The following is a 24,496-nucleotide window of genomic DNA, read 5'->3' on the forward strand; positions in this document are numbered from 1 at the left end:
CGATGCAGCTCGACAGTCTCACTCCCCTACAGCTGGATGCGCTGCGCGAGATCGGCGGCATCGGTGCAGGTCACGCGGCCACAGCGTTATCGCAGCTCGTTGACCGGCCGGTGGCCTTGGAGGTCCCGCGGCTGGACATACTGAAGCTTGCTGAGGTGCCGTATCTGTTCGGCGGACCCGAGCGACTCGTGGGCGCGGTGTACGCGCAACTGCTCGGCGACCTCACCGGAGGCATACTGTTCATGGCTGAGCGTGACAACGCGCTCTCGGTGGTGGACCTGATGCATGGCCATCCGGTCGGCACGGCGAAGTCGATGGGGAAGGACGAAGAAGCGCTGTTCAGTCATGTCGCATCCATCCTCATCGCGGCGTACCTTGCTGCGGTGGCGCGCATGACCGACATCGACGTGCTTCCCTCGGGCCCGGCAATGGCGTTCGACATGGCCGGCGCGCTTCTCGAGGCGGTGATCACCGAGGTGGGGATGGAGGCCACGGAGGCGGTCGTGGTCCGCACTGCCTTCATCGACGAGCAGCACTCTGTGGAGGCAGCCCTGTTCTTCGTGCCGAACCCGGATAGTCTCATGGTCATCTTGAGGCGGCTGGGTCTGTGACGAGGGTGGACTCGCCTTTCCCGGATAGCGTGTTCCCGCTGAACCGCGACCCCGACATCATTGAGATTGGAATCGGTGAGATCGGGATGGGTCAGGCCCCGAAGCGCCTGTTGACGCCAGCGCTGGGCTCGTGTGTTGCCGTGGCGCTGCACGACCCCTTCATGCGCCGTGGTTGTCTTGCTCACGTGATGCTGCCCAACGCCCCCGAGAACGGCGGGGCTCAGTTTGAGCCCGGCAGGTTCGCCGACACGGCTATTGTGGCCATGATCGAGATGCTTCGGAGAGAGGGGACTCTGAAGCGACGTTTGCAGGCCAAGATCGCCGGCGGCGCCGCGATGTTTCGCGGAGAAACCGCCATCGCGGGCATCGGAGGCCGCAACGTGTCCGAGGTGAAACGCCAGCTTGCGCTCATGTCGATCCCCCTACTGGCCGAAGATACCGGGGAAGCGCACGCCAGAACCGTCGAGTTCTTTCTGGAGACCGGAGAAGTGCTCGTGCGCAGCTATCAGTTCGGCATCATCCGACTCTGAAGACTGGTTGCTAGTACTATGACGATCATGGACAGCATGGATATCCATTCCGGTGCACCGGCAGGCGGTGTCACACGGCGCTTGGCGATTGCAGTCGTCGGCGGCGGCTCCCGTGCGGCCTCGATGCTTCGATTGATGAACGATCTGGACAACGTCGACGTGCTTGCGGTCTGCTCCCCCTTCTCGACGTTGCCGTGCATGCGGCTTGCGGCAGACCTCGGCATCTACTCGACTACCGACCTGACCGAGCTCTTCCAGGTCCCGGGTCTGGATCTGATCGTGGACCTGTCCGAGGATGCGCGCGCACGCGCCCAGCTCGAATCGAATCGTCCGGATAGCGTGGCCATAGTGAGCGCCGCAGGATCTGAGCTGGTGTGGGACCTGCTCGTCGCCAAGAAGCGCGGCGAGGAGCAGGAGAAGCTGTTCGTCGAGCTCCAGGTCGCCTACGACAAGATCCGCAGCCACGAGCGGCGCCTTCAGTCATCCAAGGAGGCGCTCGAGCGCGCGAACCAGGAGCTCGAGAGTCGTCTGGCCGAGATATTCTTCACCCACGAGTTCTTCAAGGCGCTGACCAGCTACACCTCCGTCAGCGACGTGTGCTCGCTCATCGTCGACGGCTGCAACGGCATTCTCGGTGCTGAGATCAGTTGTGTGTATCTGTTCAGACGCTTGGATTGGACGCTTCACCTCAAGGCCTCTCAAGGGCGACCCGAGTCCGCGTTCCGCTCCGTGGTTCCCGTCGCAGAGACACTGCTTGGGCGCGTCTTCCGTGATGGGCCCGCGCTGATGACCGACGTGGACCCGGGGTCGGAGGAGGCGGCATGGGTCTTGGATCCCGGCAACGCCGTGAGCCAGGCCGCCGTTCCGTTGCGTGCCGGGCAGAACGTATTCGGAGTGATGATCATGTCCTCCGCTACGCGCAGAGAGCTCACTCCGGCAGAGTTCGAGCGCCTGCAGGTACTGGGAAACCAGAGTTCCTTGTCGCTGCAGAATGCGTTGCTTCATGGCGAGCTCGAGCGGCTGTCGGTGACCGATCGCCTGACCGAGATGTACAACCATGGCTACTTCCAGCAGCGCCTCGAGGAGGAGTTCAAGCGCGCGCGGCGTTTCGGGCACACGCTCGCGGTGATCATGCTCGATATCGATGACTTCAAGATCTTCAATGACACGTGTGGGCATATCCAGGGTGACGACGTGCTCAAACGGGTGGCAGGCGTGATCGGCCAGAACCTGAGAGAGATGGACATCGCCGCGCGATACGGCGGTGAGGAGTTCGTGGTGCTGCTGCCCGAGACCGACTGTCAGGGCGCCCACGCTGTCGCGGAGCGCATCAGACGCGAAGTCGAGGAGCTTCATGCTGACGAGTCCTGCGCGAAAAGCGCGGGACGAACGGTGTCCATCGGCGTTGCGGCCTTCCCGCTCAACGCTCAGTCCGCGATACGGCTGCTCGACGAGGCCGATGCTGCGATGTATCGGGCGAAGCGAGCAGGCAAGAACAGGGTCGAGTCGGCTACCTGCTAGAGCCGGCGTACACTCGATCGTCGAGGGAGATGCAGGGATGAGCCTGCGTCAGGCGCTTGCCATACTGGCCGATGACCGCGATACCGCCCTAGCGGCTCGTGACGTCATCTCCTTCTTCGACCGGCATCGCGATGAGGTCGTCCCGGCACCCGCTGTCGGTCGGGCGACCGGTCTGTCCGCCTCCAGCGTCGCACCGCTGCTGACTGCGTTCGCTCAGGCCCGCGTGATAGACTGCGACGGCGATCCGTGCCTCGACGGGTGCCGCTACCATCCGGATCAGGTGCTCGATCTCGAGGTCCGGCGATTCTTGCGCGATGCGACGCGCATCGACGGCGCCTTGCGAAGACGGGTGGATCGGTTCAGGGGTAGCTACGGCCCCGGGCGCTGAAAGACGAGGGGGACTCTGACGTTGAACCCAATCCGACCGGGCGATCGTGGCCCGGCCGTTCAGGACATACAGAGGCGTTTGCGAGCGCTGGGATACGATCTCGGCCCGACGGGTGTGGACGGGGTGTTCCTCGGCCAGACCGAGGCGGCGCTCCGAGCCTTCCAGGACAGCGCGGGTATCGCGGAGGACGCCGTCGTGGGGCCCCAAACCTGGTCGGCCCTTGTGGACGCCACGTTCACTCTGGGCGATCGCGTTTTGTACCTTCGCCTGCCATCCTTTCATGGGCGCGATGTCGCAACGTTGCAAGGCGCCCTCAGTGCGCTCGGATTCGCGTGTGGCGAACTCGATGGCATCTTCGGGTCTTTTACGGAACGCGCGCTCGTCGAGTTCCAGAAGAACGCAGGTCTGGTTCCGGACGGAATCGCCGGCGACGACACCGTCGGTGCGCTCATGGCGCTGCGACATGTGTGGGATGGCAAGGATCAGCGGTCGCATTCTGCCGCGCGGCCCGCAGCGGCACGGGCCGCTGCGGTGCTCGAGGGCCTCGTGTTCGCCGTCGCCGGGTTCGACTCGACGGGCGCTCTCATCGCCGAGCGCATCGTGAACCTTGCGGTTGCCACCGCCCCCGAATCGCGCTGCATCCTGCTCGATCCGGGCGAAAACGCATCGGCAGATGCGCGTCTGGTGCTGCGGTTGTGCACGAGCGGCATGGTAGATGCTGATGAGCGTCGTCCGATCGTGCATGTGGACGGCACCGGGACCCTCGCATCGCGATTGGCGGTTGCCCTGAGGAGCGATCCGAGAGCCACCCCTGAGGTGGTGATGGAGATTCCTGAGGCCATCCGGCTCAGCGAACATGAACTGCAGCGGGCCGCCGTGAGGGTGCTCGATGCCGTGTGCGTCGTGTTCGACTGAGGCGTCATCATGATAGAATCTCACGGGCGCAACTGCGCCCGAACAGCCAGGGAGGAAACGAACTGACTACCCGCCGCACCTCGATAGTCGCACTCGCACTCGCGTGCGCGATGCTTATCTCAACAGTCCCCGCATCTGCCGTTCCTGCCAGCAAGATGGATCAGGCGAGGGCGGTCAAGTCGCAGGTGGACAACCTCGATCTTCGCGTCGAGGTGGCCGCTGAGCGCTACAACGAGGCGTCGTCGCGGCATGGTTCCCTCGTGGCGCAGAAGCGCACTGCGACCAAGCGACTCGCGAAGGTCAAGAAGCGCATGGGTGTCGTTCAACGGCATCTGAACCAGCGCGCGAACAGCATGTACCGCCAAGGACAACTTGGTTTCGTGACCGTGCTCTTCGGAACGGAGTCTTTCGAGGAGTTCGCGTCGACCTGGGACATACTCAAGGATCTCAATACGAGCGACGCGGAGTCGATCTCTGAGCTCAAGGGGCTCCGTGTCAAGGCGAAGAAGGCGCGCGACCAGGTCGCCGCAAAGGAGCGTGCCGCGGCCAAGCAGGTCGCGGTGATGAAGGCCAACAAGCGCTCGATTGAGAGTCAGCTGGCCGAGCGCAAGGCCAAACTGCGCGGTCTTGAAGCTGAGATCGCCGCACTCCGGGCCGCAGAGGAGGCGGCTCGCCGCGTCCAGGCCTCCTCTTTCGTGAGCCAGCCCGATCGCAGCTTCCCCCCGCCGACGCGGGCCCCTCGCAGCGAGGTCGTCGCTATCGCGAAGCGCTACCTTGGTGCGCCTTACGTGTGGGCGGCCAACGGGCCGAACTCGTTCGACTGCTCGGGCCTGACCTCGTTCGTGTATCGCCAGGTCGGTGTCTCGTTGCCCCGCACCTCCCGCGCACAGATCCACGCCGGTGAGCGTGTCAGCCGATCCGATCTGCAACCCGGCGACCTCGTCTTCTTCGGCTCGCCGATCCGTCACGTGGGCATGTACGTCGGCGGCGGGATGTACATTCATGCGCCGCGGACCGGCGACGTCGTCAAGATCTCGTCAATGGCGCGCGGGGACTACGCGGGGGCCTGTCGCCCGTAGCGACCGCCGTCGCCCGCGAGTCGGTCCTGCGCCTGAACTCTCTGGCGCGCATTCGGGCTTCCTGGGCTAGACTAGATGGTGCCCTGTGCCGCCGCTCAGATCCGGGAGATGACATCCGATGGCGGAGATTGACGCGCTGCTCAAATACATGGCTGACCTCGGAAGCTCGGACCTGCATGTGAAGGCAGGGTCACCGCCAGCCGTCCGGCTCAACGGCAAGTTGGTTGTCATCAGCGAGATGGACCCCCTGTCGCCTGAGCAGACGCACATGCTCGCGACAGGCATGATGGACGAACTGCAGCAACGTTCGTTCGAGAACCACTGCGAGATCGATTTCGCCTACTCGCTGTCCGGTGTAGGGCGCTTCCGTGTGAACGTCTTTCATCAGCGGGGGAGTGTCGGCATCACCATGCGTCGGGTCGCAACCGATCGCGCGTCGTTCGAAGATCTTGGCCTGCCCCCCGTCATCCGTCGGCTTGCTGACGAGGCGCGCGGACTGATCCTCGTGACCGGTACCGCGGGATCCGGCAAGACCACCACCCTCGCCGCGATGATCGATCACATCAACAGCACCCGCGAGGGTCACATCGTGACGATCGAAGATCCCATCGAGGTCATGCACGAGGACAAGAAGTGCATCGTCAATCAACGTGAGATCGGCATCGACACCGACAGTTACTCCGACGCCTTGCGCCATGTGGTCCGTCAGGATCCGGACGTGATCCTCATTGGCGAGATGCGTGACCATGAGACCGTGTCAGCCGCTTTGACCGCGGCCGAGATCGGCAACCTAGTTCTGTCGACGCTGCATACGATAGATGCCACCGAGACCATCAACAGAATCATCGACTTCTTCCCGCCGTACCAGCAGAAGCAGGTTCGTCTCATGATGGCGGCGACCATCAAGGGAATCGTCTCGTTGCGGCTCATCCCGTCGATATCCGGCGGGCTCGTGCCGGCGGTCGAGGTCTTGGTCATGACGGGCACCATCCGCGAGTACATCACCGATCCTGAGAAGTCGTACCTGATCCGCGATGCCATGGAAGAGGGCGACTACTACGGGATGCAGACGTTCGACCAGTCACTTCTCACGCTGTACCAGGATCGGCGAATCACGCTCGACGACGCTGTCGCCATGGCGAACAACGCGCACGACTTCAAGATCAAAGTCAGGCACCTCGGGATAGATCCGCATTCCGCCGCCGAGAGCGGCGTCTACTGATCTGGTCTACGCCTGTGGCGCCATGCAGTGACGCTGCTGACGATCGCCACGGCGACAAGCGCGCCGGCCGTATCGGCAAGCCAGTCCAGCGGGTCGGTCGAGCGCCCGGGTACGAAGAACTGGTGAATCTCATCGGTAACGGCGTACGCGGACGCTAGGGCGATCGCGACAAGCGCGCGTCCGACGGGATCTCTCCGGCGGCCGAGCCCCACCGCGAGCAGTGCTCCCAGCACTCCGTACTCAACGAAGTGGGCCAGGTAGCCGAAACGCCCGGGAACGTTCGAGCCGGGAACCGAAGACACGGCGAAGATGGCTGCGGCCCAGAGCGCTGAAGCCGCCATCGGCCAGCGCAAAGAGCGGTCGTGTGGTCGCGGCAACGCGTCCTGGGTTTCAGGCGAGTGATTCACCGCGCGAGTCTACCACCCTGCTTGACGCGATGTCGTCGAGGTGCGAGCGTTGCGTGGCTTTCCGTTCTGCGTGCTAGGAAGAGGGGTACTGCGCGTGTCGCGTCGTTGGAGCCTTGTCGCGGTGGTCGTATCGGCAGCCTGCTTCGGCACGCTCGCGATTCTCACGCCGCTTGCGTACGACTCGGGCGCACTGCCGCTCCCTCTGCTTGCCTGGCGCTTCGTGATCGCCGCAGCACTCCTTGCGACGGTGGCGCAGATCCGCGATCCGGGTTCCCTCAGGGTCCCGGCTGGCGACGTCGGCAGATTCGCGGCGCTTGCGCTGACCGGGTACGGAGCGGCTTCGGTGTGCTTCTTCTTCGCGCTGCTGTATGCGGATGCCGCGGTGGTGGCGGTGTTGCTCTACGCGTATCCCGCGTTCGTGACCATCGCGGGCTGGGCGTTTCTGGGCGAACGACCGACTCGGGCCGCGACGTTGGCCGTGTGTGCCACCTTCGCCGGGTGCGCTCTTGTGTTGGGGGTCGGGAGCGGGGATATCTATGCGTCGCTGCCCGGGATACTGTTGGGGCTGGGCGCTGCCGTGGGCTACACGCTGTTCAACCTGCTGTCGCATCGATGGCTTCCCGGCCGCTCGCGGCTGACGATGATGGCCTACACATTCGGAATCGCAGCCGTTCTGCCAGCGGCCCTCGCCGTTGGGGGCGGAGGGCTGGCGGCGCTCTCCACCTCTGAGTGGTCGACCATCACGTGGGCGCTGCTCGCGGCCATCGTGCTGGTGCCCACGTTCGCGGCGATCGTCTTGTATCTGGAGGGCATTCGCGGGCTTGGGCCCTCCCAGGCTGCGGTCGTGTCGACGCTCGAGCCCATCTTCACGATAGTCCTTGCGAGGGTCTTTCTGCCGGAGCAGTCCGCGCTCGAACCGCTGCAGCTGGTGGGCGTGGCGCTCGTCATCGGCGGGGTGGTGGTGGCTGAGATCGGTGCTCGCGCAACGATCGAGCCGGCACCGGTGTAGCCGATCCGCTACTCGGCCAGCAGCAGGGCGACCCAGGCGTTGCGCGCGAACCAGGCGATGATGACGATGGCCGCGTGTGCTCCCCACGCCCATCCGACCGCACGCCACGCATCGGGTGCCGTCACCAGGCGGCCGCGAAGTACCCGATAGGTGACGACCCCGGAGGCCGCCCACGCCACAGCTGCCAGTACCGGGCCGACCGCCGCAATCCAGGGGATGAGACCGCACGACCATGCGAAGCGGATGTCAGCCAAGGGGGTGGTTCGTCTGCGCAGCGTCAGCGCAAGCAGGGCGTAGCGTCCGATTGCCAGGACAACCGAAGTCAGGGCCGCGATAGTGGCGAGCGCGGTGCTCGGACCCGGGTCGGCCATCAGCATACGAGCGAGTGCCCCGGCAACCAGACACGTCACTCCCCCGATGAGCATGCGGGTGTCGGCTGTGGGGGGTCGTTGCGTTTGTGCGCCCGCAGAGCGGTAGACTCTCGCGGGCAGGTTCAAGACGCTCGTCAACCAGCGGCGCCACGCCTGAAAACCGCGGGCCACAAGGGCCCGCGCGGGCGGTTCGGCACCCTCTTTGCGTGCTACCATACTCGGGCCGTCTCTGCCGACCTGCGCGGCTGCCCACGGGCGTTGCGCGCGGCGTCCATGACTATCGACGGCAAGTGTACCCGACGTGAACGGAGGAGCCGATGTCGCTGTCACAGCGCGTCGGCACGGCACTCAAGGTGACCGCTGGCGTGCTCGTCGCGACGGTGGTGATCACGCTGACCCTCGCCGTCTACCTGTTCAACGTCTCGCAGACGCTCCCGAATCTGGAGGTTGACCCCCGAGCGCTCGACACGCCCCAGACGTCTGTGGTGTACGCATCAGACGGCACGGTGATCGCGGAATGGCATGGCGAGCAGGATCGAACCATCGTCAGCTACAAGGACATGCCGATACACCTCCGCAATGCCGTTGTGGCAGCCGAGGATCGCAGGTTCTGGGAGCACAACGGGGTCGACGTGGAGGGCATAATCCGGGCACTCCGAGCCAATACGCAGGCAGGGGAGGTTCGGCAGGGCGGCAGCACTATCACCCAGCAGTTGGTGAAGCTGCTCTTCACCGAAGGGGAGCGCACCCTCGACCGTAAGGTCCGCGAAGCGTTGCTCGCCTACGAGTTCGAGGCCCGTGCGGACAAGGATCGCGTGCTCGAGACGTACCTGAACACGGTGTACTTCGGCAACGGAGCCTATGGCGTCGAGAGTGCTGCGCGCCGGTACTTCGGTCAGAGCACCTCCGCGCTGAGTCTGGCCGAGAGCGCGACGCTCGCGGGAATCATTCGGTCACCGACGCGCTACGACCCGACGAACGATCCTGAAGCGGCACGGCGTCGGCGGGACCTGGTTCTGACATTGATGCGCGAACAGGGGTACATCACGCGCGACGAGCTACAGGGCGCGCGCAAGGACGGCGTCAAGCTTGCGCCGAAGGCGGATGTACCGACGGTCGCGCCGCATTTCGTCGAGTACGTGAAGCGCGACCTGGTCGAGAGGCTTGGTTCAGAACGGGTGTTCGCGGGCGGACTGAGGGTCCACACGACGCTCGAGCCCTCGCTGCAGCGGCTTGCGGAGAAGAGCGCACGACTTCTGAACCGTCCCGATGACCCGGAGACGGCCATCGTCGCGCTGCGCCACTCGGACGGCAGCGTCCTTGCCATGGTGGGCGGTCGCGACTTCTCGAAGAGCCAGTTCAACCTAGCTACCCAGGGGCGTCGTCAGCCCGGTTCTGCCTTCAAGACGTTCGTTCTCGTGGCGGCACTCGAGAAGGGTGTGAATCCTCAGAAGGTGTACAGCGCCGCGCCCTACTCTGTCCGCGTCAAAGACGGAGTCTGGAGAGTGCAGAACTACGAGAACGCGCGGACGAGCGGCAAGCTGACTTTGAGGGCGGCGACGAGCTGGTCGGTCAACGCGGTGTATGCGCGTCTCATCATGGAGGTCGGGCCCAAGAAGGTCGTCGAGGTCGCGAAGCGTCTCGGAATCACCACCCCGCTGAACGCGGACCCGGCGATTGCGCTGGGTGGGTTGAAGACAGGTGTCTCGCCGCTGGAGATGGCGTCCGCGTACGGCACCCTCGCCAACGGTGGGATGAGGGTTGCGCCAAGCGGCGTGACCAAGGTCACCGACGATCAGGGGGCTGTCATCTATGAGCCAGACGCCGTGGCCGAACGGGTCGTCGACAGTGAGGTAGCCCTCAAGACCGCCCTCATACTGCACGACGTGATCGAGAAGGGTACCGGCACGTCGGCCAAGATAGGTGCATGGGCGGCCGGCAAGACCGGGACGACACAGTCCCACCGCGATGCGTGGTTCGTGGGATGGTCGGGGGATGTGTCGACGGCCGTCTGGGTCGGGTACCCTGATGCGCAGGTGGACATGACCAACGTTCACGGAACTCGCGTGACAGGCGGTAGCTTCCCCGCGAAGATATGGGCTGCATTCATGCGAGGCGTGAAGAAGAACCGTTCGGCTCCGATAGTCACGGCGCCCAGCGTGGGCAACCAGGTGAGGGTCACCGTGTGCACGGACTCGATGAACATCGCGAACCGTCGATGCCCTCGGCCCGTTGAGATATACCTCGAGCCGGGTCGGGTTCCGGGAGAAAACTGCACGCTGCACTGAGGTGCGGCTGCCTGAAGAGAGGCTCGAGCGCGTGGACCACTATCGCACGCTCCAGGTGACACGCGATGCCGAGCCCGAGGTCATCGAGCGTGCGTACAAGGCGCTGTCGCTGAAGTATCACCCCGATGTGAATCCGGGGGCGGGGCGGAGTGCCACGCGTCGGATGCAGCGTCTCAATGAGGCGTACGCGGTACTTCGGGACCCTCGTCTGAGGCGTGACTACGACGCTGGCTTGGCGCCCGAGGGCTCCAACGGCTGGGACCGATTCCTCGACGACGGCCTGATCGGGCTTTTCAGGGACCGGATCGCAGCGCGCACCGACGTCTGATGGCTACTTCCCGTGACCGGACGGTCAGGCTTGCGCGAGCTCCGCGCGCTCGGCCACCTTGTTCTGGACTGCGCGCATGATCGCGGGGTAGCTGACGGCCCCATCGTAGACAAGCACTCCGTCGACCGAAGTCACGGGGTACATCAGTCCGCGTTGCTCGATCTGGGCAACCACCTCGGAGTGCTCAGCGCGTTCGTCAGCCAGCTGTACGTTGTGGTACAGAACCCGAGCTTCATCGCCGTAGCGCCGCTCGAGTTCGGTGCGGATGATGGCTGTGATCTCCTCCGGAGACCAAGAGGGGCCTCAACCGCCGGAGAAACAGTCAGCGGGGGAGGGCACGTCGTACACCTCGACGATGATGGGTTCAGTCACGTTGACGCTCCTGTCAGTTGAAGCGGACGGCTCCGCCTGCACAGACCCGCATGCAGATTCCGCAACCGGCGCATTTCTCATCTATGACGGTGTACCCGTTGGCGCCGGGATACGATCCTCCTGCAAGAGGAACGATAGCATCCTTGGGGCAGACGCGACGGGCGGGGCACCCGGGGGACCGGTCACACGATGTGTTCTCGATACTGATCGCTGGCATCCGGGGCATTCCTTTCGGGAAGAGGGCGGAGCTCCTAGGTGAGCATAATACCCCATGGGGTATGCCATGTGCAACCCGCGGCACGCATTTCCTTGGCGCACCTTATCCGTCGCTTCGCGTGCTGGTAGTATGTCTCCGAGTGGGATGTACGGCGGACTGGAGGTCTGCGTGGCACGAACGAGCAGGTTGGGCTCGACCCGGCGCAAGCTCATGCTCTACATGGGCGGCGCCGGCGTCGTGGTAGGAATCGCTTTCCCCCTGTTCGCCAGCTTCTTCGTGGAGCCGAAGAGCACTGCGGCAAACATCACCTTCTGGTTGATGTGCATCGCCGCCGGTGTGCTGCTGGGCGTCGGATGCGCGCTGGTCGCCGCGAAGGTCGGCGAGGGCATGTTTCGACAGGTCCTCGACGGCGCTCGCGAGCGATTCGGCATCGATGTGACGTGCGAAGGTGATTGCGAGGACATGCAGGGCGAGGTCTTGCGCCTGCTCGGTGAGGTCACTGGCATGCTCGGTCAGGCCAAAGCGGTCAACAACGACGTGCGAGCATTGACGTCGCAGGTGCTGGCCGCGACCGAAGAGCAGGCCTCCGGGTCCGCGCAGCAGGCCGCGGCCGTGAGTGAGACCAGCGCCACGGTCGAAGAGCTCGCGCAGACATCCAAGCAGATCGCGGACAACTCTCAGAACGTGGCTGCCGTGGCCGAACGCACGCTGGCCAGTGCCGAAGAGGGAATGCAGGCGGTGGCCGACACGGCAGCCGGTATCGAGGAGATCCGTGAGTCCACGCAGGCATCGTCAGACCGCATTCTCCAGTTGGGTGAGCGTAGCCAGGAGATCGGTCGCGTGCTCGTCATCATCGACGAGATCGCAGAGCAGACGAAGATCTTGGCCCTGAACGCCGCCATCGAGGCGGCTCGTGCGGGCGAGGCGGGCAAGGGATTCGCCGTGGTCGCGGAGGAGATTCGCAAGCTTGCGGACTCCGTCACCGAGTCGACCTCTGAGATCGGCCGGGTCGTTCGGGAGATCCAGTCGAGCGCAAGCGCCCTCGTCATGTCGACCGAGCGAGCCCAGAAGAAGGTCGAAGAGGGCAAGATGCTGGCTCGGCGCACGGCGGGCTCACTGGACAAGATCGTTCAGCAGGTCGAGGAGACCACCGACTCGGCCAAGCAGATCTCGATAGCCACCCAGCAGCAGCGGACCGCATCCGATCAGGTCGTCATCTCGATGCGTGAGATGGCCCAGGTCTCGACGCAGGCAGCAGAAGCATCGAGGCAGATCCAAGGCGCCATCTCAGAGCTCAATCGGCTGGCCGACACGCTGCTCGTGCACTAGTTCGGCAGGTTCAGAAGCGCACGACAGCCTCGGCGGCCGTGCCTAGAAGTCGAGTGCTTTTGGCAGGACGTTTCGACGACGCGTCGAAGCCAGAGGGATGTCGCGTTGATTCTTGGTTGTTCACGCGGTCAGGTTCTTATAGAGTTTCTGTGAATTGGGGCTTGGAGGGGGCATGCGCTGCCGGCGCTGTCCGACGGAGTTAGGAGACGCGTATGCCCAAGATCTCGCTGGCCGGGTTCAAGGACCCGGTGCGCCGACCGCGCTTCATCATCTGGACAGGCGTTGCTGTCCTGGTGCTTGCAGCGGTCATGATCGTTGCACTGGGGGTGACTTCTACCCGGTGGTTCTGTGCCGAGGTGTGCCACAAGGTTCAGGACGACTCGATCATCGCGTATCAGCGTTCGTCACACTCTGAGGTCTCGTGCATGGCATGTCACATGCCCGTGAACGCGGATCCGGTGACGTTCATCCTCCACAAGGCAGAGGCACTCGGTGAGTTGTACCTGACGGTGACGGACAACTTCCACTTGCCGCTCAACGCAGAGTCCCATGTCGCTCTGTCGATGGCATCCAAGCAGTGCACGCAGTGCCACAACTTGAAGAACCGCGTGATCACGCCGTCGAAGGGCATCAAGATCGAGCACGAGCCCCACGCCGAGGTCAACGCGGCGTGTTCTGTGTGCCACAACCGCATCGCGCATCGTGAGGACTTCGAGCTCACGCTGACCGACCCCGGTACAGGCAAGCCGAACCAGAAGCACGATGACTTCATGTCGATGACGGCGTGTTTCCGCTGCCACGACCTGGGCAAGGATGCTGCGGCACCAGGAGCGTGCGTGGCCTGTCATCCGGCGGACTTCGAGCTCAAGCCGGACAATCACAAGGAGAAGGGCTTCTATCCTGCGGGCCATGCAGAGATGGCCCTGGAGATGAAGGCTGAGTCCGACGCCGCCGCGAGTGGCCATGAGGGCGAAGAGGGCGAAGAGGGCGAAGAGGGCGAAGAGGGCGAAGAGGGCGAAGAGGGCTCGAAGGAGAGCACCGAGAGCACTGCCCCTGCAGAGGAGAAGGAGGGCAGCTTCCTGACCCCTGAGAAGGCCTATGCCAGCGGGGGCGCGGTGCACGAGTCAGTCACGAAGGAGGAGGTGCCGGGGGTTCTCGAGGCACAGAAGGAGCACGGCAACAGCGACAGCGAGAGCGTCGGCGGCTTCCTTCCGAAGGTCGACTCCATCTTCTACTGCGGCACGTGCCACGTCGAGACATTCTGCACCAACTGTCACGGCATGGAGATGCCGCACCCGGATGAGTTCAGAGAGCCCAAGGAGCCCAAGGACAAGGCGGGCCACCCGGTCATCTCCGAGGCCAAGCCCGAGAAGTGCGTCTTGTGCCACGGCAAGAACGAGAAGACCGCCTTCTGCGACAGCTGTCACCACGGAACCGCAGTTGGGTGGGAGTTCAGCAAGACCCAGCCCTGGACCCAGAAGCAGCACCCGCTGGCCGTTGCCAAGTCGGGCGTGAAGCCGTGCCTTGACTGCCACCCGAAGAAGTTCTGCGTGGATTGCCACACGGGCAAGAACGTCGTGCCCGACTCGCACAACGCGCAGTACTGGACGAAGCCGAAGTACCCCGGCGCGCTCACCACGTTCGGCGAGAAGCCCGCAGCGGCTTCGGCGAAGCACGCACTCGATGCGCAGAAGTCGATCGAGTCGTGTGAGGTCTGCCACGGCGACGGTGGAACCAAGGCACCGTTCTGCAAGGCCTGCCACAAGACGGAGATCCCGCACGCCGCCGAGTTCAAGACGAACCACGTCAGCTCCAAGAAGAACCCGAAACCGTGCGTCCAATGCCACGCGTGGCCTGAGCTGTGCAGCAACTGCCACCATATCGATTCGTCGACGACGAAGTCGTGGATGTCGCTGCACGGAACTTCGGTCAACACGAACAAGCCTGCGGGATGCATCGAGAAATGCCATGAGAAGAACGACTGTGTGAAGTGCCACCAGCAGCGCAAGGTGGTTCCCGCTTCCCACAAGAACAGCAAGTTCACTCGTGACTTCTCGTCCAAGGACGCTCAGCACGTTGCTCTGTACAAGAAGGACGGAGAGATCTGCACGTACTGCCACGCCGGCGCTGCGGCAGAGCTCCCGAACTCGAAGTTCTGCAAGAGCTGTCATAAGCTCGAGATGCCGCACAAGATCAACGATGCGGAGAAGCAGAAGTTCATGCACAAGGATCAGTTCGAGAAGAAGCAGTACAACAAGAAGCAGTGCGCGAACTGCCACCGCGACTCCTTCTGTAACGACTGTCACCACGAGGGCAACAGCCCCGATAAGCCGTGGGTACGCTATCACCCGAACCTGGTGAAGAAGAACGGTGCTGAGCCGTGCTTCGAGTGTCACCAGCCGACCTTCTGCGCCAACTGCCACGTGAACCTGGCGAAGAAGGGTCTCATGTAACCAAAGCGCAGGGTGTTCGCTCTGAGGGGGGCCTGGCCGCTTCGGCAGCCAGGCCCCCATTCTTCGGGGTTGGCGTGCCTCGAAGGGCGTGCTAGCATAGCGCCTCGTCCGGGATGTGGCTCAGCTTGGTAGAGCGCTCGGTTCGGGACCGAGAGGTCGTGGGTTCGAATCCCGCCATCCCGACCATCGAAACTGGCGGCGGGCCGCAGCGGCGGCCCGCCGTTCCCGTTTCCAGGGAGGAGTGTTTCGGTGCTCGAGGAGTTTCTTCAATGGCTGGGTTACGGCCTATGCCACCAGCTTCCCGAGCGGTCCTTCTTCGGCGGAGGCGTTCAGGTCCCCGTCTGTGCGCGAGACACCGGCATCTACGTCGGATTCATCGTGTCATTCGTCGTTCTCGCCGCGCTTCATCGCCATCGCCCACGGATCTTCCCCGGAACCGTGGGCTGGGTGGTCACGGCTGCTGCGGTGGCGTTCATGGGATGGGACGGCCTGACGTCCTACGCAGGTGTACGTGAGACCACGAACCTGCTCAGACTCACGAGCGGCTGGGGGGTCGGCTACGTGTGCGCTGCGCTCATCCTGCCCATGCTCAACGATGTACTCTGGGCCAAGCCATCGGCCGAGCGACTCCTGGATCCTTGGTGGAGGCTCGCCGTATGGCTCGTGAGCGCCGGGGCGGCTGTGCCCCTGCTATGGCGATTCGGGTCGCGACTCGGTGTCGGGTATCCGATTCTGGTCGTGTTTGCGATCCTCGGAACCCTGACAGCCATCAACCTTGTCATCGTCGGGATGTTCCCCGCGTTCGACAGGGCGGCGCACCGCTACCGTGACCTTGTGGTGCCTTCGGCCATCGCGTTTGGTCTTGCCGTTCTCGAGGTGTGGATCGCCGGAGTGGGTCGCGGACTCCTGGAAGCAGCGGCGCGCTCCGTCGGGTGACGCCCTTTCGTTCGTGGGCAGCTTGCGATAGATTCGAAGCGGATTCGCGACGTAAGGGGGAAACGGTGCAGGCATCGAAGGACAAGATTCGGTGTGTCTTGGTCATCGGCTCATGGCGCGTGGTCGGGGATGTCCACGTACTCGCCGGGAGCCGACTCACCGATACGCTCAACGCCAAGGTGAAGGGATTCTTTCCCGTGACGGATGTCGTCGTCACCGATCTTTGCTCAGGCGAGGAGCTCTTCACGCCCGGCTACATGGCAGTCAATCGTGACTTAGTGGCGGCGGTCTTCCCCTTCGAGTAGCGATGTCAGAGCCCGGGGCTATGCTTCTGCGAACACTTGTTCGTAGGGAGGCAGCAATGGGCGACACGCGTTTCGTGGTATCGGTGCGGCAGGAGTTGGATTGCGTCTGTGACGCAGCCAGCCGCAAGCACCGAGTTCCGACGGAGATCATCGATCGAGCCGCGCGGGCGACGTTCGAAGCGATGACGAGGTGCCCGTCGCGGTCCGGTGAGGCAGTTCGGCTTCGCACGCGCCGGTACTTCTGGGCGGTCGTGCGGCGAGAGGCGAGTCGCACCGGCTCCCGAGACGTTTCGGCACGGTTCGTACTGAAGGCGGTCATCGACGACCTGACGGCATCGGGTCGAGACCCCCGAGCGGTGTGGGAGCAGATCGATCGCGACTGGGCGCGGGTGTTCCCGCTAGACGTGCTCGAGGACTATCGGCGCCAGCTCTGTGCCTGACGTCAGAGAAGCGTGGACAGGATCACGTCTCCGTCGAGCCTCAAGACCCACAGCCGGCGCCCTGAAAGCGTGCCGTCCTTCGGCCCGCGTGCCTCGAGCACCAGCCACGCATCCTCACCCTCATACGTAGCCCGTTCGACGTAATAGGGAACACCGATCGTGGCGGCGGTGAACGTTGCAGTGAGCAACTCGGCCGCTTCGGCGGAGACGCCACCCTGACCGCGCAGGTCGGTCAACGCGGCCTGTCGAAGCCTGGCCGCATCCCGGACATCAGCCGAAGCCAGTGAGGCGGGTACGGCGACGTCGAACAGTTGCATGACCGACTCCGCGTCGTAGGCCTGATCGTCCTCCACGAATCGTATTTCTGTGGATCGGCAGCCCGAGGCGAGCACAGCAGCTCCAAGAACGAGCGATACGATGGCAATCAGCGGTAACCTGATTCTCGCAAACGGCACGGCGCGCCTCCTTATCGGGTACCACGATACTATGGAGTTGCTCGGACCGCTCGGCTTGGGGGGTAGTTGTGCAGGCATTGATCTGCTTCGTATCCGATTTCGGGCTCGATGACACGTGGGTGGGCGTGTGTCATGCCGTGATACATCGAGCGTGTCCCCAGGCACATGTCGTGGACATGGCGCACCACATTCGCCCGTTTGACATCAGGCAAGGCGCTGCCGTCGCGACCTCCAGCGTCCACCAGGTCCCTGATGCGATCCATCTGATCGTGGTGGACCCGGGCGTTGGAGGCGGGCGGCGCGACGTCTGTGTCCAGGCGCAGTCCGGCACGCTCCTCGTGGGTCCGGACAACGGCGTTTTGATTCCTGCCGCCCGTCGCCAGGGTGGTGTCGCACATGCCTTCGTCATCGATTCCTCGAAGGTCGATTTTCGCAGCCCGCTCGCGACGTTTCACGCGCGCGATATCCTAGCGCCGGTGGCGGCGGCACTCGCCTGCGGCGTCGATCCAGGTTCATTGGGTGACGCCGTCGCGCCGGAGTCGCTCGTGGCCGCTCCGTTCGAAGAGGCTTGCCGTGAGGGCGACACCGTCGCTGCCGAGGTTCTTGACATCGACCGTTTCGGTTCGATTCGAACCAATGTGGCGGCCGACCAGGTCGAGACACTCGGGCTCAAGGCCGACGTGCTCGAGCTGAGTATCGGGCACAACACCTTTCTCGCGAGGACGGGGCTGACGTTCTCGGATGCGCTCGATGGCGAGCCGGTCGCGCTCGTGGATTCGTCCGGATGGCTCACGCTCGCACTCAACCGAGCAAGTGCAGCCGATCGGTTCAGAGTCAAGGCGGGCGCGTCGGTCAGGATCAAGGCCGCCGGCTGAAGCGTGTCAGAGCTGCTTGCTACCTTCCTCGTTGAACCATTCAGGAGAGGAGGGGTAGCGATGAAGGCGAAGTACCTGACAGAACTGACTCTCGGAGCGCGGACCGATTCCGTTGCGCTCGTTCGTTCCAAAGAGGTGCGTGTCGCACGCAACGGAGACGCGTACTTGGCGCTTGAGCTGGCGGACAGGACGGGCTCCATGCCAGCCGTGCTCTTTCGTCCAGGGCCCGCAGCGTCCGAGATTCCTGTCGGGGCGGTGGCCCGGGTAACGGGCGTGGTGACCTCCTACCGAGGTATCAAGCGCCTTGCCATGGATTCGCTCGTTCCCGCCGCCACGTGGGACTCCTCGGACCTGTTGCCCGTCGGGCCGCGTGACGGAGATGAACTCAAATCTGAGTTCGTCAGGATCACGAAGTCGATCACGCAGTCGGGACTTCGCAGGTTGCTGCGAGCGGTATTCGTCGAACCGGGGCTCTTCGACCGCTTCTGCGTCGCTCCGGCATCCCAATCCAGCCACCATGCATACGTCACGGGCCTGCTAGAGCACACGGTGGCTGTTGCGGGGCTCTGCTCCCAGCTTGCTGCCTGCTACGAGGGCGCGGACCACGATCTGCTCGTCACAGCCGCCCTGCTCCACGACATCGGCAAGCTCGATGAGCTGGTCGCCGGGAGCGGGATCTCCTACACGGACGAAGGTCGCCTCCTGGGGCACGTGGTACTCGGGCACCAGCGGGTCTTGAAGGCGGCGCAGAACGCGAGGCTGGAGCCTGCAGTGCTCCTGCGGTTGGGGCATGTGATGCTGTCTCACCACGGCGAACTCGAGTGGGGGTCACCGAAGCGCCCGGCGACATTGGAGGCGCTGCTGCTTCATCACGTCGACAATCTCGACGCCAAGGCCGCCGGTCTGTCGACGATCCTGGCAGGTGCGACGCGCGCAGATGAGACGTGGACGGATGCCTCGAACCTGTTCAGGCGCCCTCTCCACGCGCCGCGTGCCGTCGAGGACGATCGTCCGTACCGGGCGACAGAGGACGATCTCGAGGTTCGTCGCAGCGCCTGATCGCACAAAGGTGGGACCGTCGGGTATCGTCTAGAATCACAACGGACCAACCGAGGACGTCAGGAGGACGAGCGCGATGGTGGAGCTTCCCCGCATTGAGGTCGGAGTGTTCGGCGGTAGTGGGTTCTACGAGCTGCTGGACAACCCGAAGGAGTATCGAGTCAACACGCCGTTCGGCGCGCCGTCAGCGCCGGTCATGGTGGGTGAGATCGGGGGTCGCAGCGTCGGGTTCCTGCCCCGGCATGGAGCGGCGCATCAGCTGCCTCCGCACATGATCAACTTCCGCGCGAACGTCTGGGCGATGAAGGAGCTTGGCGCAAGCCGGATCGTGGGTCCCAACGCATGCGGCTCGCTTCAGAAGCACGTTGAGCCCGGACACTTCGTGATCTGCGACCAGTTCGTGGATCGCACGTGGGGCCGCAAGGACACGTTCTTCGACGGCCCCATCACCACGCACGTCTCTTCGGCAGACCCGTACTGTCCCGTCATGCGCGAGACCGCGATCTCATGCGCCAACGATCTGGGGATCACCGCTCATCCGACGGGGACGGTCGTCGTGATCCAAGGACCGCGATTCTCTACACGAGCCGAATCGAAGTGGTTTGCCGCGCAGGGATGGGAGGTCATCAACATGACCCAGTACCCGGAAAGCTATCTGGCCCGCGAACAGGAGATGTGCTACCTCAACATCTCGCTCATAACCGACTACGACGCGGGGATGGATGGCGTGCCTCCCGTCACCAACGAGGAAGTGGTGCGGGTCTTCAACGAGAACAACAGCAAGGTGAAGAGCCTCATCTATGGGCTGATTCCGCGGCTACCTTCGACGTCGACCTGCGGATGCGGATCCGCCCTGGACGGCGCGGCATTCTGACCAAGGCGACCGCTCGTGCCCCGATGGCCAGGAAGGCGGACCGAGCAACGTGTTCGACATTCCGTCGGTAAGGATCGGCAGGGTCTTCGGCATCCCCATCGAGATCAACCTGAGTTGGCTCGTCATATTCGGACTGGTTGCCTTCTCCCTCGCCACAGCGGTCTTTCCGGCGATCGAGGAGTCGGCGGGGGCGCCGCGCTGGCTGTTCGCCGTGGTCGGCGCTACTACCGCTCTGCTCTTCTTCGCATCCATACTCGCGCACGAGCTGTGCCACTCGCTCGTGGCCAAAGCAGAGGGCGGCAGCGTCGAGAAGATCACCCTGTTCATCTTCGGCGGCGTTGCCCAGATCGACGAGGAGCCCCGTTCGCCGGGCAAGGAGTTCCTGATGGCGGCCGCGGGTCCGGGGATGAGCCTGCTGATCGCCGGCGCGTCGTTCTATGGCTACGTGGCTCTGGTGGCCGGTGGGGCGGCATGGTGGGCTTGGGCGCCGCTCGAGTACCTCGCGGGCATCAACCTCTTCGTCGCGCTGTTCAACCTGCTGCCGGGCTTCCCCCTCGATGGCGGTCGGGTCTTGCGCTCGATGCTGTGGGCTGCGACCGGCGATGTTCTGAAGGCGACCCGATGGGCCTCGCGCTCAGGCCAGTTCATCGGCTGGACGATGGTCGTCTGGGCGGTGGTCGGCGTCGTCGGCGGGCAGTCCGGCCTGATCTGGTTCGGTCTTGTAGGGTGGTTTATCGCCTCCCTTGCGGGTCAGGCCTATCGCCAGCAACTCGTGCGCTCGCGCGTCGAAGGCGTAACAGTCGCCGAGGTCATGACCCCGAACCCGGAGTACGTGTCCGGTGACCTGACCCTGGACGAGTTGGTACACAATCACTTCCTCGGTGGACACCATGCCCGGTACCCGGTGATCTCCGAGGGATCGATCGTCGGTCTCGTGACCCTGCCCGAGGTCAAGAGCGTGGACCGCGCCGACTGGCCGTTCGTCAAGACCATCGACGTCACGAATCGGGATTTGAACGCGCTCGTGGTTCCGAGCGATGCGCCCGTCGAGGCGCTGGTTCCGCGGCTTGCGGGGGACCGACCCGGGGCACTGATCGTCTCGGGTGGGGGGCGCCTTGTGGGCATCGTGACCCGAGCGGATGTGATCGCACTCATCGAGGGCCCGCCGTCCGGCTGACGTACGTAGCCTGCTTGGTCGCGCGGCGCGATAGGCTTCGAGGATCGGCGAACGGCTCCTCCCGAGGTTGTTCAATTATGTAACAGTTGTTACTATGTCAGGGCGCCCTCTAGCATACGAGGAGACACTCGACGTGGCCGACGGTTCCCACCCAAAAGCGATACCTCAGGGGGTCGTAGAGCGTCTGCCGCAGTACCTGAACGCCCTGCTCCACTTGAGGCACGAGGGTGAGCAGACCGTCTCGTCGGCTCAGCTTTCTTCGCTTGCGGAGGTCAATGCGGCCCAGATTCGCCGAGATCTGACCTACTTCGGTTCGTTCGGCACGCGCGGTGTCGGCTATGACGTGTCGCAGTTGATCGACCGTATTCAGACCATTCTCGGCTCCGATCACGCGCACCGCGTCGCCATTCTGGGCGCAGGCAATCTAGGCTCTGCCATCGCAAGTTACGACGGCCTCCGTGCACGCGGCTTCATCGTCGCGGGGCTTTTCGACACCGACCCGCGCAAGGTGGGGCAACGGGTGGCCGACCTGATCGTTCGGGATGTTTCGGAGTTGCCGCGCGTGGTCTCGCAGCAGAACATCCGCTTCGGTGTCATCGCCGTTCCGCCCGAATCCGCTCAAGCGGCAGCGGACCAGCTGTGCGAAGCGGGAATCCGTGTGATTCTCAACTATTCGCCGGCCTTCGTGAACGTTCCGGCAGAGGTGACGATCCACAACACGGATCCGGTTCGAGAGTTGCTCCATACCCTGTACTATCTGTCGCGCGCAGAAGGCGTGGCGGCACCATCGACTCAGGTGGTACGCTAACGCTGGTACTCACGCGGTCGCCCGGCATGCGGCCGTTATCCGATTTCGACTGGAGGTCTGACGAGTATGTTGCGAAGCATCGGCTGGCAGGAACTGGTCATCGTCTTGGTGATCGTTCTGATTCTGTTCGGCCCCAAGCGTCTTCCCCAGTTGGGCAAGACCATCGGCAAGACCATGCGTTCCATCCGCGACGGCGTCGACGGCAAGTTCGGCGACAACGACGATGAAGACGAGGCCGCCGTTCCTGGGAAGGACGAGGCCGAGGTCAAGACCGAGGGCGACACCAAGGTCAAGAGCGAGGACAACGCCAAGGTGTAGCCCGGCACGAGGCGCCCTTCTCGGGCCCTTCACCTGCCAGCGGCGGGGTGCGGGTTGCTATCGATGATGCTTCGGCTATACTCTCGTGGACATTCGACGGGCTGCCCGTGAACTCAGGGCAGCCCGTACGGTTACCCTCGAGCCCCGCCGCATGCGCGGCACCGTCCACAGGAGTCGCTTAATGCACAAGGAGATCGCCCTTACGCCTGAAGGCCAGACGAAGCTCGAGGATGAGCTTCGTCACCTTGAGACGGTTCGTCGCCGTGAGGTGGGGGAGCGCATCAAGGAGGCCAAGGAGTTCGGAGACATCTCGGAGAACTCCGAGTACGACGATGCGAAGAACGAGCAGGCATGGGTGGAGAGCCGGATCATTGAGATCAACGTGATTCTTGCCCATGCGACGATCATCGCCAAGCCGAAGAGCGCGCCGAGCAAAGTCATGCTCGGGTGCCACGTTGAACTCAAGGACATCGAGACCGGCGATGTTCACAACTACCAGGTCGTGGGTTCGGCCGAGGCTGACCCGACCAAGGGCAGCATCAGCAACGAGTCCCCGGTCGGGCAGGCCATCATCGGTCACAAGAAGGGCGAGACGGTTCAGGTGACCACGCCGCGAGGCTCGGTCATTGAGTACGAGATCATCAAGATCTCCCGCTGACGCCATGGCCGACGAGCCGATCGAACCCCTTGCACCGGAAGATGACCCTTTCGTAGTGCGCCGTGCGAAGCTTGATGCGTTGCGCGCTTCTGGCACGCAAGCCTATGTCGACGGGTTCGAGGTTTCGACGCATGTGGCCGACCTGGTGCGCGACTATGCTGAGCTCGTTCCGGGCGGCGAGACCGAGGACGTCGTGACGGTGGCCGGGCGTCTGGTCGCGAAGCGAGATCAGGGCAAGCTCGCGTTCCTTGTCCTGCGCGATGGGACAGGCGAGATCCAGCTCTTCTGTCGCATCAATGTGCTGGGTGACGAAGGATTCGAGTTCGCCAAGGATCTGGACTTGGGCGACTGGGTCGGCGCGACGGGTACGGTGCTTCGATCAAGGCGCGGGGAACTGTCGATCCAGCCAACGAAGGTCACGCTTCTTTCGAAGTCGCTTGCGCCGCTGCCCGAGAAGTTCCATGGGCTCACGGACACCGAGACGCGCTATCGCCGGCGGTATGTGGATCTGATCGCGAACCCCGAGGTGCGCGCCGTCTTCGAGACGCGCTTTCGCACTATCGCCGCGATTCGCCGCCATATGGAAGGGGCGGGGTATCTCGAGGTCGAGACTCCCATGCTTCAGCCCATTCCGGGTGGCGCTTCGGCCCGACCGTTCGTGACCCACCACAACGCGCTCGATATGCCGCTGTACCTGCGGATCGCGCCCGAGCTCTACCTGAAGCGCCTCCTTGTGGGGGGTTTCGAGCGCGTCTACGAGATCAACCGCTCGTTCCGCAACGAGGGCATGAGTCCCCGCCACAATCCCGAGTTCACGATGCTTGAGGCCTATCAGGCGTTCGGCAATATGGCATCGATGCTCGAACTCACCGAGTCGATCATCACGGCCGCCGCCCGCGAGGTGCTCGGCACTCTTGAGTTGAGCTACCAGGGAGTCGATGTCTCGCTGGAGCGCCCGTGGCGCCGCGCTCCGATGGCCGAACTGGTGAGCGAGGCCGCGGGGCGCGAACTTTCGGTGCATACGCCGGTCGCAGACCTGCTCGCCGAATGCGACAAGCACGGCGTCTCAGTCGAGAAGGGCTGGGGCCCCGGGAAGCTTCTGACCGAGCTGTTTGAGAAGCTCGTCGAGCACACCTTGGTCCAGCCGACGTTCGTGACGATGCATCCAGCAGAGACGTCGCCGCTGGCGCGTCGAAACGATGACGATCCGGAGTTGACGGACCGGTTCGAGCTCATCATCACCGGGAGGGAGTTCGCCAACGCGTTCTCAGAGCTGGTGGACCCGGTAGACCAGCGCGCGCGCTTCGAGGCACAGGCGGCCGCGAAGGAGGCGGGCGACGTCGAGGCGATGTGGGTCGATGAAGACTACCTCCGGGCGCAGGAGTACGGCATGCCTCCTGCGGGCGGGCTCGGTATCGGAATCGATCGTCTCGTCATGCTGCTCACGGACCGGGCCTCCATCCGGGACGTTCTGCTCTTCCCGCACATGCGCTCCGAAGGCTGATCGGCGACCTCCGCGACAATCTGAGTGTCGCACACTCAGATGTGTGG

At 63.9% G+C, this 24,496-nt stretch carries 27 protein-coding genes and 1 tRNA gene; 24 read left to right on the forward strand and 4 right to left on the reverse strand.

Going from position 1 to position 24,496, the window contains the following annotated elements:
• The first annotated feature begins 2 nt into the window (after positions 1–2).
• The 7 genes from U1E26_10015 to U1E26_10045 all read left to right on the forward strand — a co-directional run bounded on the left by U1E26_10015 (position 3) and on the right by U1E26_10045 (position 6,266).
• Entirely contained in the window at positions 3–611 is a 609-nt protein-coding gene (locus U1E26_10015) for a chemotaxis protein CheC (protein MDZ4169971.1), read from the forward strand.
• Positions 608–1,141, forward strand: coding sequence for a chemotaxis protein CheD (locus U1E26_10020; protein MDZ4169972.1), 534 nt, complete (start codon positions 608–610; stop codon positions 1,139–1,141). Before U1E26_10015 ends, U1E26_10020 begins: the two co-directional genes overlap by 4 nt.
• A gap of 27 nt (positions 1,142–1,168) precedes the next feature.
• Positions 1,169–2,662 carry a sensor domain-containing diguanylate cyclase gene (locus U1E26_10025; protein MDZ4169973.1) on the forward strand — a complete coding sequence of 498 codons (1,494 nt, stop codon included), beginning with the start codon at positions 1,169–1,171 and terminating at the stop codon, positions 2,660–2,662.
• Between the two features lie 37 nt (positions 2,663–2,699).
• The gene (locus U1E26_10030) at positions 2,700–3,050 is read left to right on the forward strand and encodes a hypothetical protein (GenBank protein ID MDZ4169974.1); all 351 of its coding nucleotides are present in this window, start codon (positions 2,700–2,702) and stop codon (positions 3,048–3,050) included.
• A gap of 21 nt (positions 3,051–3,071) precedes the next feature.
• A complete protein-coding gene (locus tag U1E26_10035) occupies positions 3,072–3,965 on the forward strand; it encodes a peptidoglycan-binding protein (GenBank protein MDZ4169975.1) in 894 nt (297 codons plus the stop codon).
• 110 nt (positions 3,966–4,075) lie between these two features.
• Positions 4,076–5,044, forward strand: coding sequence for an NlpC/P60 family protein (locus U1E26_10040; GenBank protein ID MDZ4169976.1), 969 nt, complete (start codon positions 4,076–4,078; stop codon positions 5,042–5,044).
• A gap of 118 nt (positions 5,045–5,162) precedes the next feature.
• Positions 5,163–6,266 (forward strand): PilT/PilU family type 4a pilus ATPase, encoded by a 1,104-nt coding sequence (locus U1E26_10045; protein MDZ4169977.1) that lies wholly within the window; start codon positions 5,163–5,165, stop codon positions 6,264–6,266.
• Here U1E26_10045 and U1E26_10050 read toward each other — a convergent pair.
• Entirely contained in the window at positions 6,260–6,673 is a 414-nt protein-coding gene (locus tag U1E26_10050; GenBank protein ID MDZ4169978.1) for a VanZ family protein, read from the reverse strand. The two genes, U1E26_10045 and U1E26_10050, sit on opposite strands and share 7 nt — an antisense overlap.
• Positions 6,674–6,767: 94 nt before the next feature.
• On the opposite strand from U1E26_10050, the gene U1E26_10055 reads away from it, so the two are divergent.
• Entirely contained in the window at positions 6,768–7,682 is a 915-nt protein-coding gene (locus tag U1E26_10055; GenBank protein ID MDZ4169979.1) for a DMT family transporter, read from the forward strand.
• 8 nt (positions 7,683–7,690) lie between these two features.
• Here the strand turns inward: U1E26_10055 and U1E26_10060 are convergent, their stop codons facing one another.
• On the reverse strand, positions 7,691–8,269 hold the full coding sequence (locus U1E26_10060) for a hypothetical protein (GenBank protein ID MDZ4169980.1): 579 nt from the start codon (positions 8,267–8,269) through the stop codon (positions 7,691–7,693).
• Positions 8,270–8,370: 101 nt separating this feature from the next.
• Between U1E26_10060 and U1E26_10065 the strand changes: the two genes are divergently transcribed.
• Together U1E26_10065 and U1E26_10070 are read left to right on the forward strand one after the other, a co-directional pair.
• Complete coding sequence (locus U1E26_10065; GenBank protein MDZ4169981.1) at positions 8,371–10,341, forward strand: PBP1A family penicillin-binding protein; 1,971 nt, start codon at positions 8,371–8,373, stop codon at positions 10,339–10,341.
• Positions 10,342–10,372: 31 nt separating this feature from the next.
• Positions 10,373–10,669, forward strand: a complete 297-nt coding sequence (locus U1E26_10070) for a J domain-containing protein (GenBank protein ID MDZ4169982.1) — start codon at positions 10,373–10,375, stop codon at positions 10,667–10,669.
• A gap of 24 nt (positions 10,670–10,693) precedes the next feature.
• Here U1E26_10070 and U1E26_10075 read toward each other — a convergent pair whose 3' ends face one another.
• The gene (locus U1E26_10075; GenBank protein MDZ4169983.1) at positions 10,694–10,948 is read right to left on the reverse strand and encodes a DUF1462 family protein; all 255 of its coding nucleotides are present in this window, start codon (positions 10,946–10,948) and stop codon (positions 10,694–10,696) included.
• Positions 10,949–11,426: 478 nt separating this feature from the next.
• Here U1E26_10075 and U1E26_10080 point away from each other — a divergent pair, with 478 nt between their 5' ends.
• From U1E26_10080 to U1E26_10105, 6 genes are all read left to right on the forward strand, one after another.
• A complete protein-coding gene (locus tag U1E26_10080) occupies positions 11,427–12,587 on the forward strand; it encodes a methyl-accepting chemotaxis protein (protein ID MDZ4169984.1) in 1,161 nt (386 codons plus the stop codon).
• 212 nt (positions 12,588–12,799) lie between these two features.
• The gene (locus tag U1E26_10085; GenBank protein MDZ4169985.1) at positions 12,800–15,040 is read left to right on the forward strand and encodes a NapC/NirT family cytochrome c; all 2,241 of its coding nucleotides are present in this window, start codon (positions 12,800–12,802) and stop codon (positions 15,038–15,040) included.
• A 109-nt stretch (positions 15,041–15,149) separates the two neighbouring features.
• Positions 15,150–15,226 (forward strand) — tRNA-Pro (locus U1E26_10090).
• 63 nt (positions 15,227–15,289) lie between these two features.
• On the forward strand, positions 15,290–15,976 hold the full coding sequence (locus tag U1E26_10095; protein MDZ4169986.1) for a DUF2085 domain-containing protein: 687 nt from the start codon (positions 15,290–15,292) through the stop codon (positions 15,974–15,976).
• A 65-nt stretch (positions 15,977–16,041) separates the two neighbouring features.
• Entirely contained in the window at positions 16,042–16,281 is a 240-nt protein-coding gene (locus U1E26_10100; GenBank protein MDZ4169987.1) for a hypothetical protein, read from the forward strand.
• A 56-nt stretch (positions 16,282–16,337) separates the two neighbouring features.
• Complete coding sequence (locus U1E26_10105; protein MDZ4169988.1) at positions 16,338–16,721, forward strand: hypothetical protein; 384 nt, start codon at positions 16,338–16,340, stop codon at positions 16,719–16,721.
• 2 nt (positions 16,722–16,723) lie between these two features.
• Here U1E26_10105 and U1E26_10110 read toward each other — a convergent pair whose 3' ends face one another.
• The gene (locus tag U1E26_10110) at positions 16,724–17,176 is read right to left on the reverse strand and encodes a hypothetical protein (protein ID MDZ4169989.1); all 453 of its coding nucleotides are present in this window, start codon (positions 17,174–17,176) and stop codon (positions 16,724–16,726) included.
• A 68-nt stretch (positions 17,177–17,244) separates the two neighbouring features.
• Between U1E26_10110 and U1E26_10115 the strand changes: the two genes are divergently transcribed.
• The 8 genes from U1E26_10115 (at position 17,245) to lysS (ending at position 24,449) form a co-directional block, all read left to right on the forward strand.
• Positions 17,245–18,051: an SAM-dependent chlorinase/fluorinase gene (locus U1E26_10115; protein MDZ4169990.1), complete on the forward strand. Its 807-nt coding sequence runs from the start codon at positions 17,245–17,247 to the stop codon at positions 18,049–18,051.
• A gap of 60 nt (positions 18,052–18,111) precedes the next feature.
• Entirely contained in the window at positions 18,112–19,110 is a 999-nt protein-coding gene (locus U1E26_10120) for an HD domain-containing protein (protein ID MDZ4169991.1), read from the forward strand.
• Between the two features lie 79 nt (positions 19,111–19,189).
• A complete protein-coding gene (locus tag U1E26_10125) occupies positions 19,190–19,984 on the forward strand; it encodes an S-methyl-5'-thioadenosine phosphorylase (protein ID MDZ4169992.1) in 795 nt (264 codons plus the stop codon).
• 49 nt (positions 19,985–20,033) lie between these two features.
• Entirely contained in the window at positions 20,034–21,161 is a 1,128-nt protein-coding gene (locus U1E26_10130) for a site-2 protease family protein (protein ID MDZ4169993.1), read from the forward strand.
• 133 nt (positions 21,162–21,294) lie between these two features.
• Complete coding sequence (locus U1E26_10135) at positions 21,295–21,969, forward strand: redox-sensing transcriptional repressor Rex (protein MDZ4169994.1); 675 nt, start codon at positions 21,295–21,297, stop codon at positions 21,967–21,969.
• Between the two features lie 66 nt (positions 21,970–22,035).
• Positions 22,036–22,287, forward strand: coding sequence for a twin-arginine translocase TatA/TatE family subunit (gene tatA / locus U1E26_10140; protein MDZ4169995.1), 252 nt, complete (start codon positions 22,036–22,038; stop codon positions 22,285–22,287).
• Between the two features lie 181 nt (positions 22,288–22,468).
• Positions 22,469–22,945 carry a transcription elongation factor GreA gene (gene greA / locus U1E26_10145; protein ID MDZ4169996.1) on the forward strand — a complete coding sequence of 159 codons (477 nt, stop codon included), beginning with the start codon at positions 22,469–22,471 and terminating at the stop codon, positions 22,943–22,945.
• A gap of 4 nt (positions 22,946–22,949) precedes the next feature.
• On the forward strand, positions 22,950–24,449 hold the full coding sequence (gene lysS, locus U1E26_10150; GenBank protein MDZ4169997.1) for a lysine--tRNA ligase: 1,500 nt from the start codon (positions 22,950–22,952) through the stop codon (positions 24,447–24,449).
• Positions 24,450–24,496 lie beyond the last annotated feature (47 nt).

The sequence above is a fragment of the Coriobacteriia bacterium genome, from assembly GCA_034370385.1.
Classification (GTDB): Bacteria; Actinomycetota; Coriobacteriia; order Anaerosomatales; family PHET01; genus JAXMKZ01.

Bases quoted from the DNA above. Each gene is read 5' to 3' on its own strand.
- U1E26_10040 (MDZ4169976.1), top strand. From the start codon at position 4,076: ATGCTTATCTCAACAGTCCCCGCATCTGCCGTTCCTGCCAGCAAGATG.
- greA (MDZ4169996.1), top strand. From the start codon at position 22,469: ATGCACAAGGAGATCGCCCTTACGCCTGAAGGCCAGACGAAGCTCGAG.
- U1E26_10060 (MDZ4169980.1), bottom strand. From the start codon at position 8,269: ATGGTAGCACGCAAAGAGGGTGCCGAACCGCCCGCGCGGGCCCTTGTG.
- U1E26_10045 (MDZ4169977.1), top strand. From the start codon at position 5,163: ATGGCGGAGATTGACGCGCTGCTCAAATACATGGCTGACCTCGGAAGC.
- U1E26_10065 (MDZ4169981.1), top strand. From the start codon at position 8,371: ATGTCGCTGTCACAGCGCGTCGGCACGGCACTCAAGGTGACCGCTGGC.
- lysS (MDZ4169997.1), top strand. From the start codon at position 22,950: ATGGCCGACGAGCCGATCGAACCCCTTGCACCGGAAGATGACCCTTTC.
- U1E26_10030 (MDZ4169974.1), top strand. From the start codon at position 2,700: ATGAGCCTGCGTCAGGCGCTTGCCATACTGGCCGATGACCGCGATACC.
- U1E26_10015 (MDZ4169971.1), top strand. From the start codon at position 3: ATGCAGCTCGACAGTCTCACTCCCCTACAGCTGGATGCGCTGCGCGAG.
- U1E26_10085 (MDZ4169985.1), top strand. From the start codon at position 12,800: ATGCCCAAGATCTCGCTGGCCGGGTTCAAGGACCCGGTGCGCCGACCG.
- U1E26_10120 (MDZ4169991.1), top strand. From the start codon at position 18,112: ATGAAGGCGAAGTACCTGACAGAACTGACTCTCGGAGCGCGGACCGAT.
- U1E26_10025 (MDZ4169973.1), top strand. From the start codon at position 1,169: ATGGACAGCATGGATATCCATTCCGGTGCACCGGCAGGCGGTGTCACA.
- U1E26_10105 (MDZ4169988.1), top strand. From the start codon at position 16,338: ATGGGCGACACGCGTTTCGTGGTATCGGTGCGGCAGGAGTTGGATTGC.
- tatA (MDZ4169995.1), top strand. From the start codon at position 22,036: ATGTTGCGAAGCATCGGCTGGCAGGAACTGGTCATCGTCTTGGTGATC.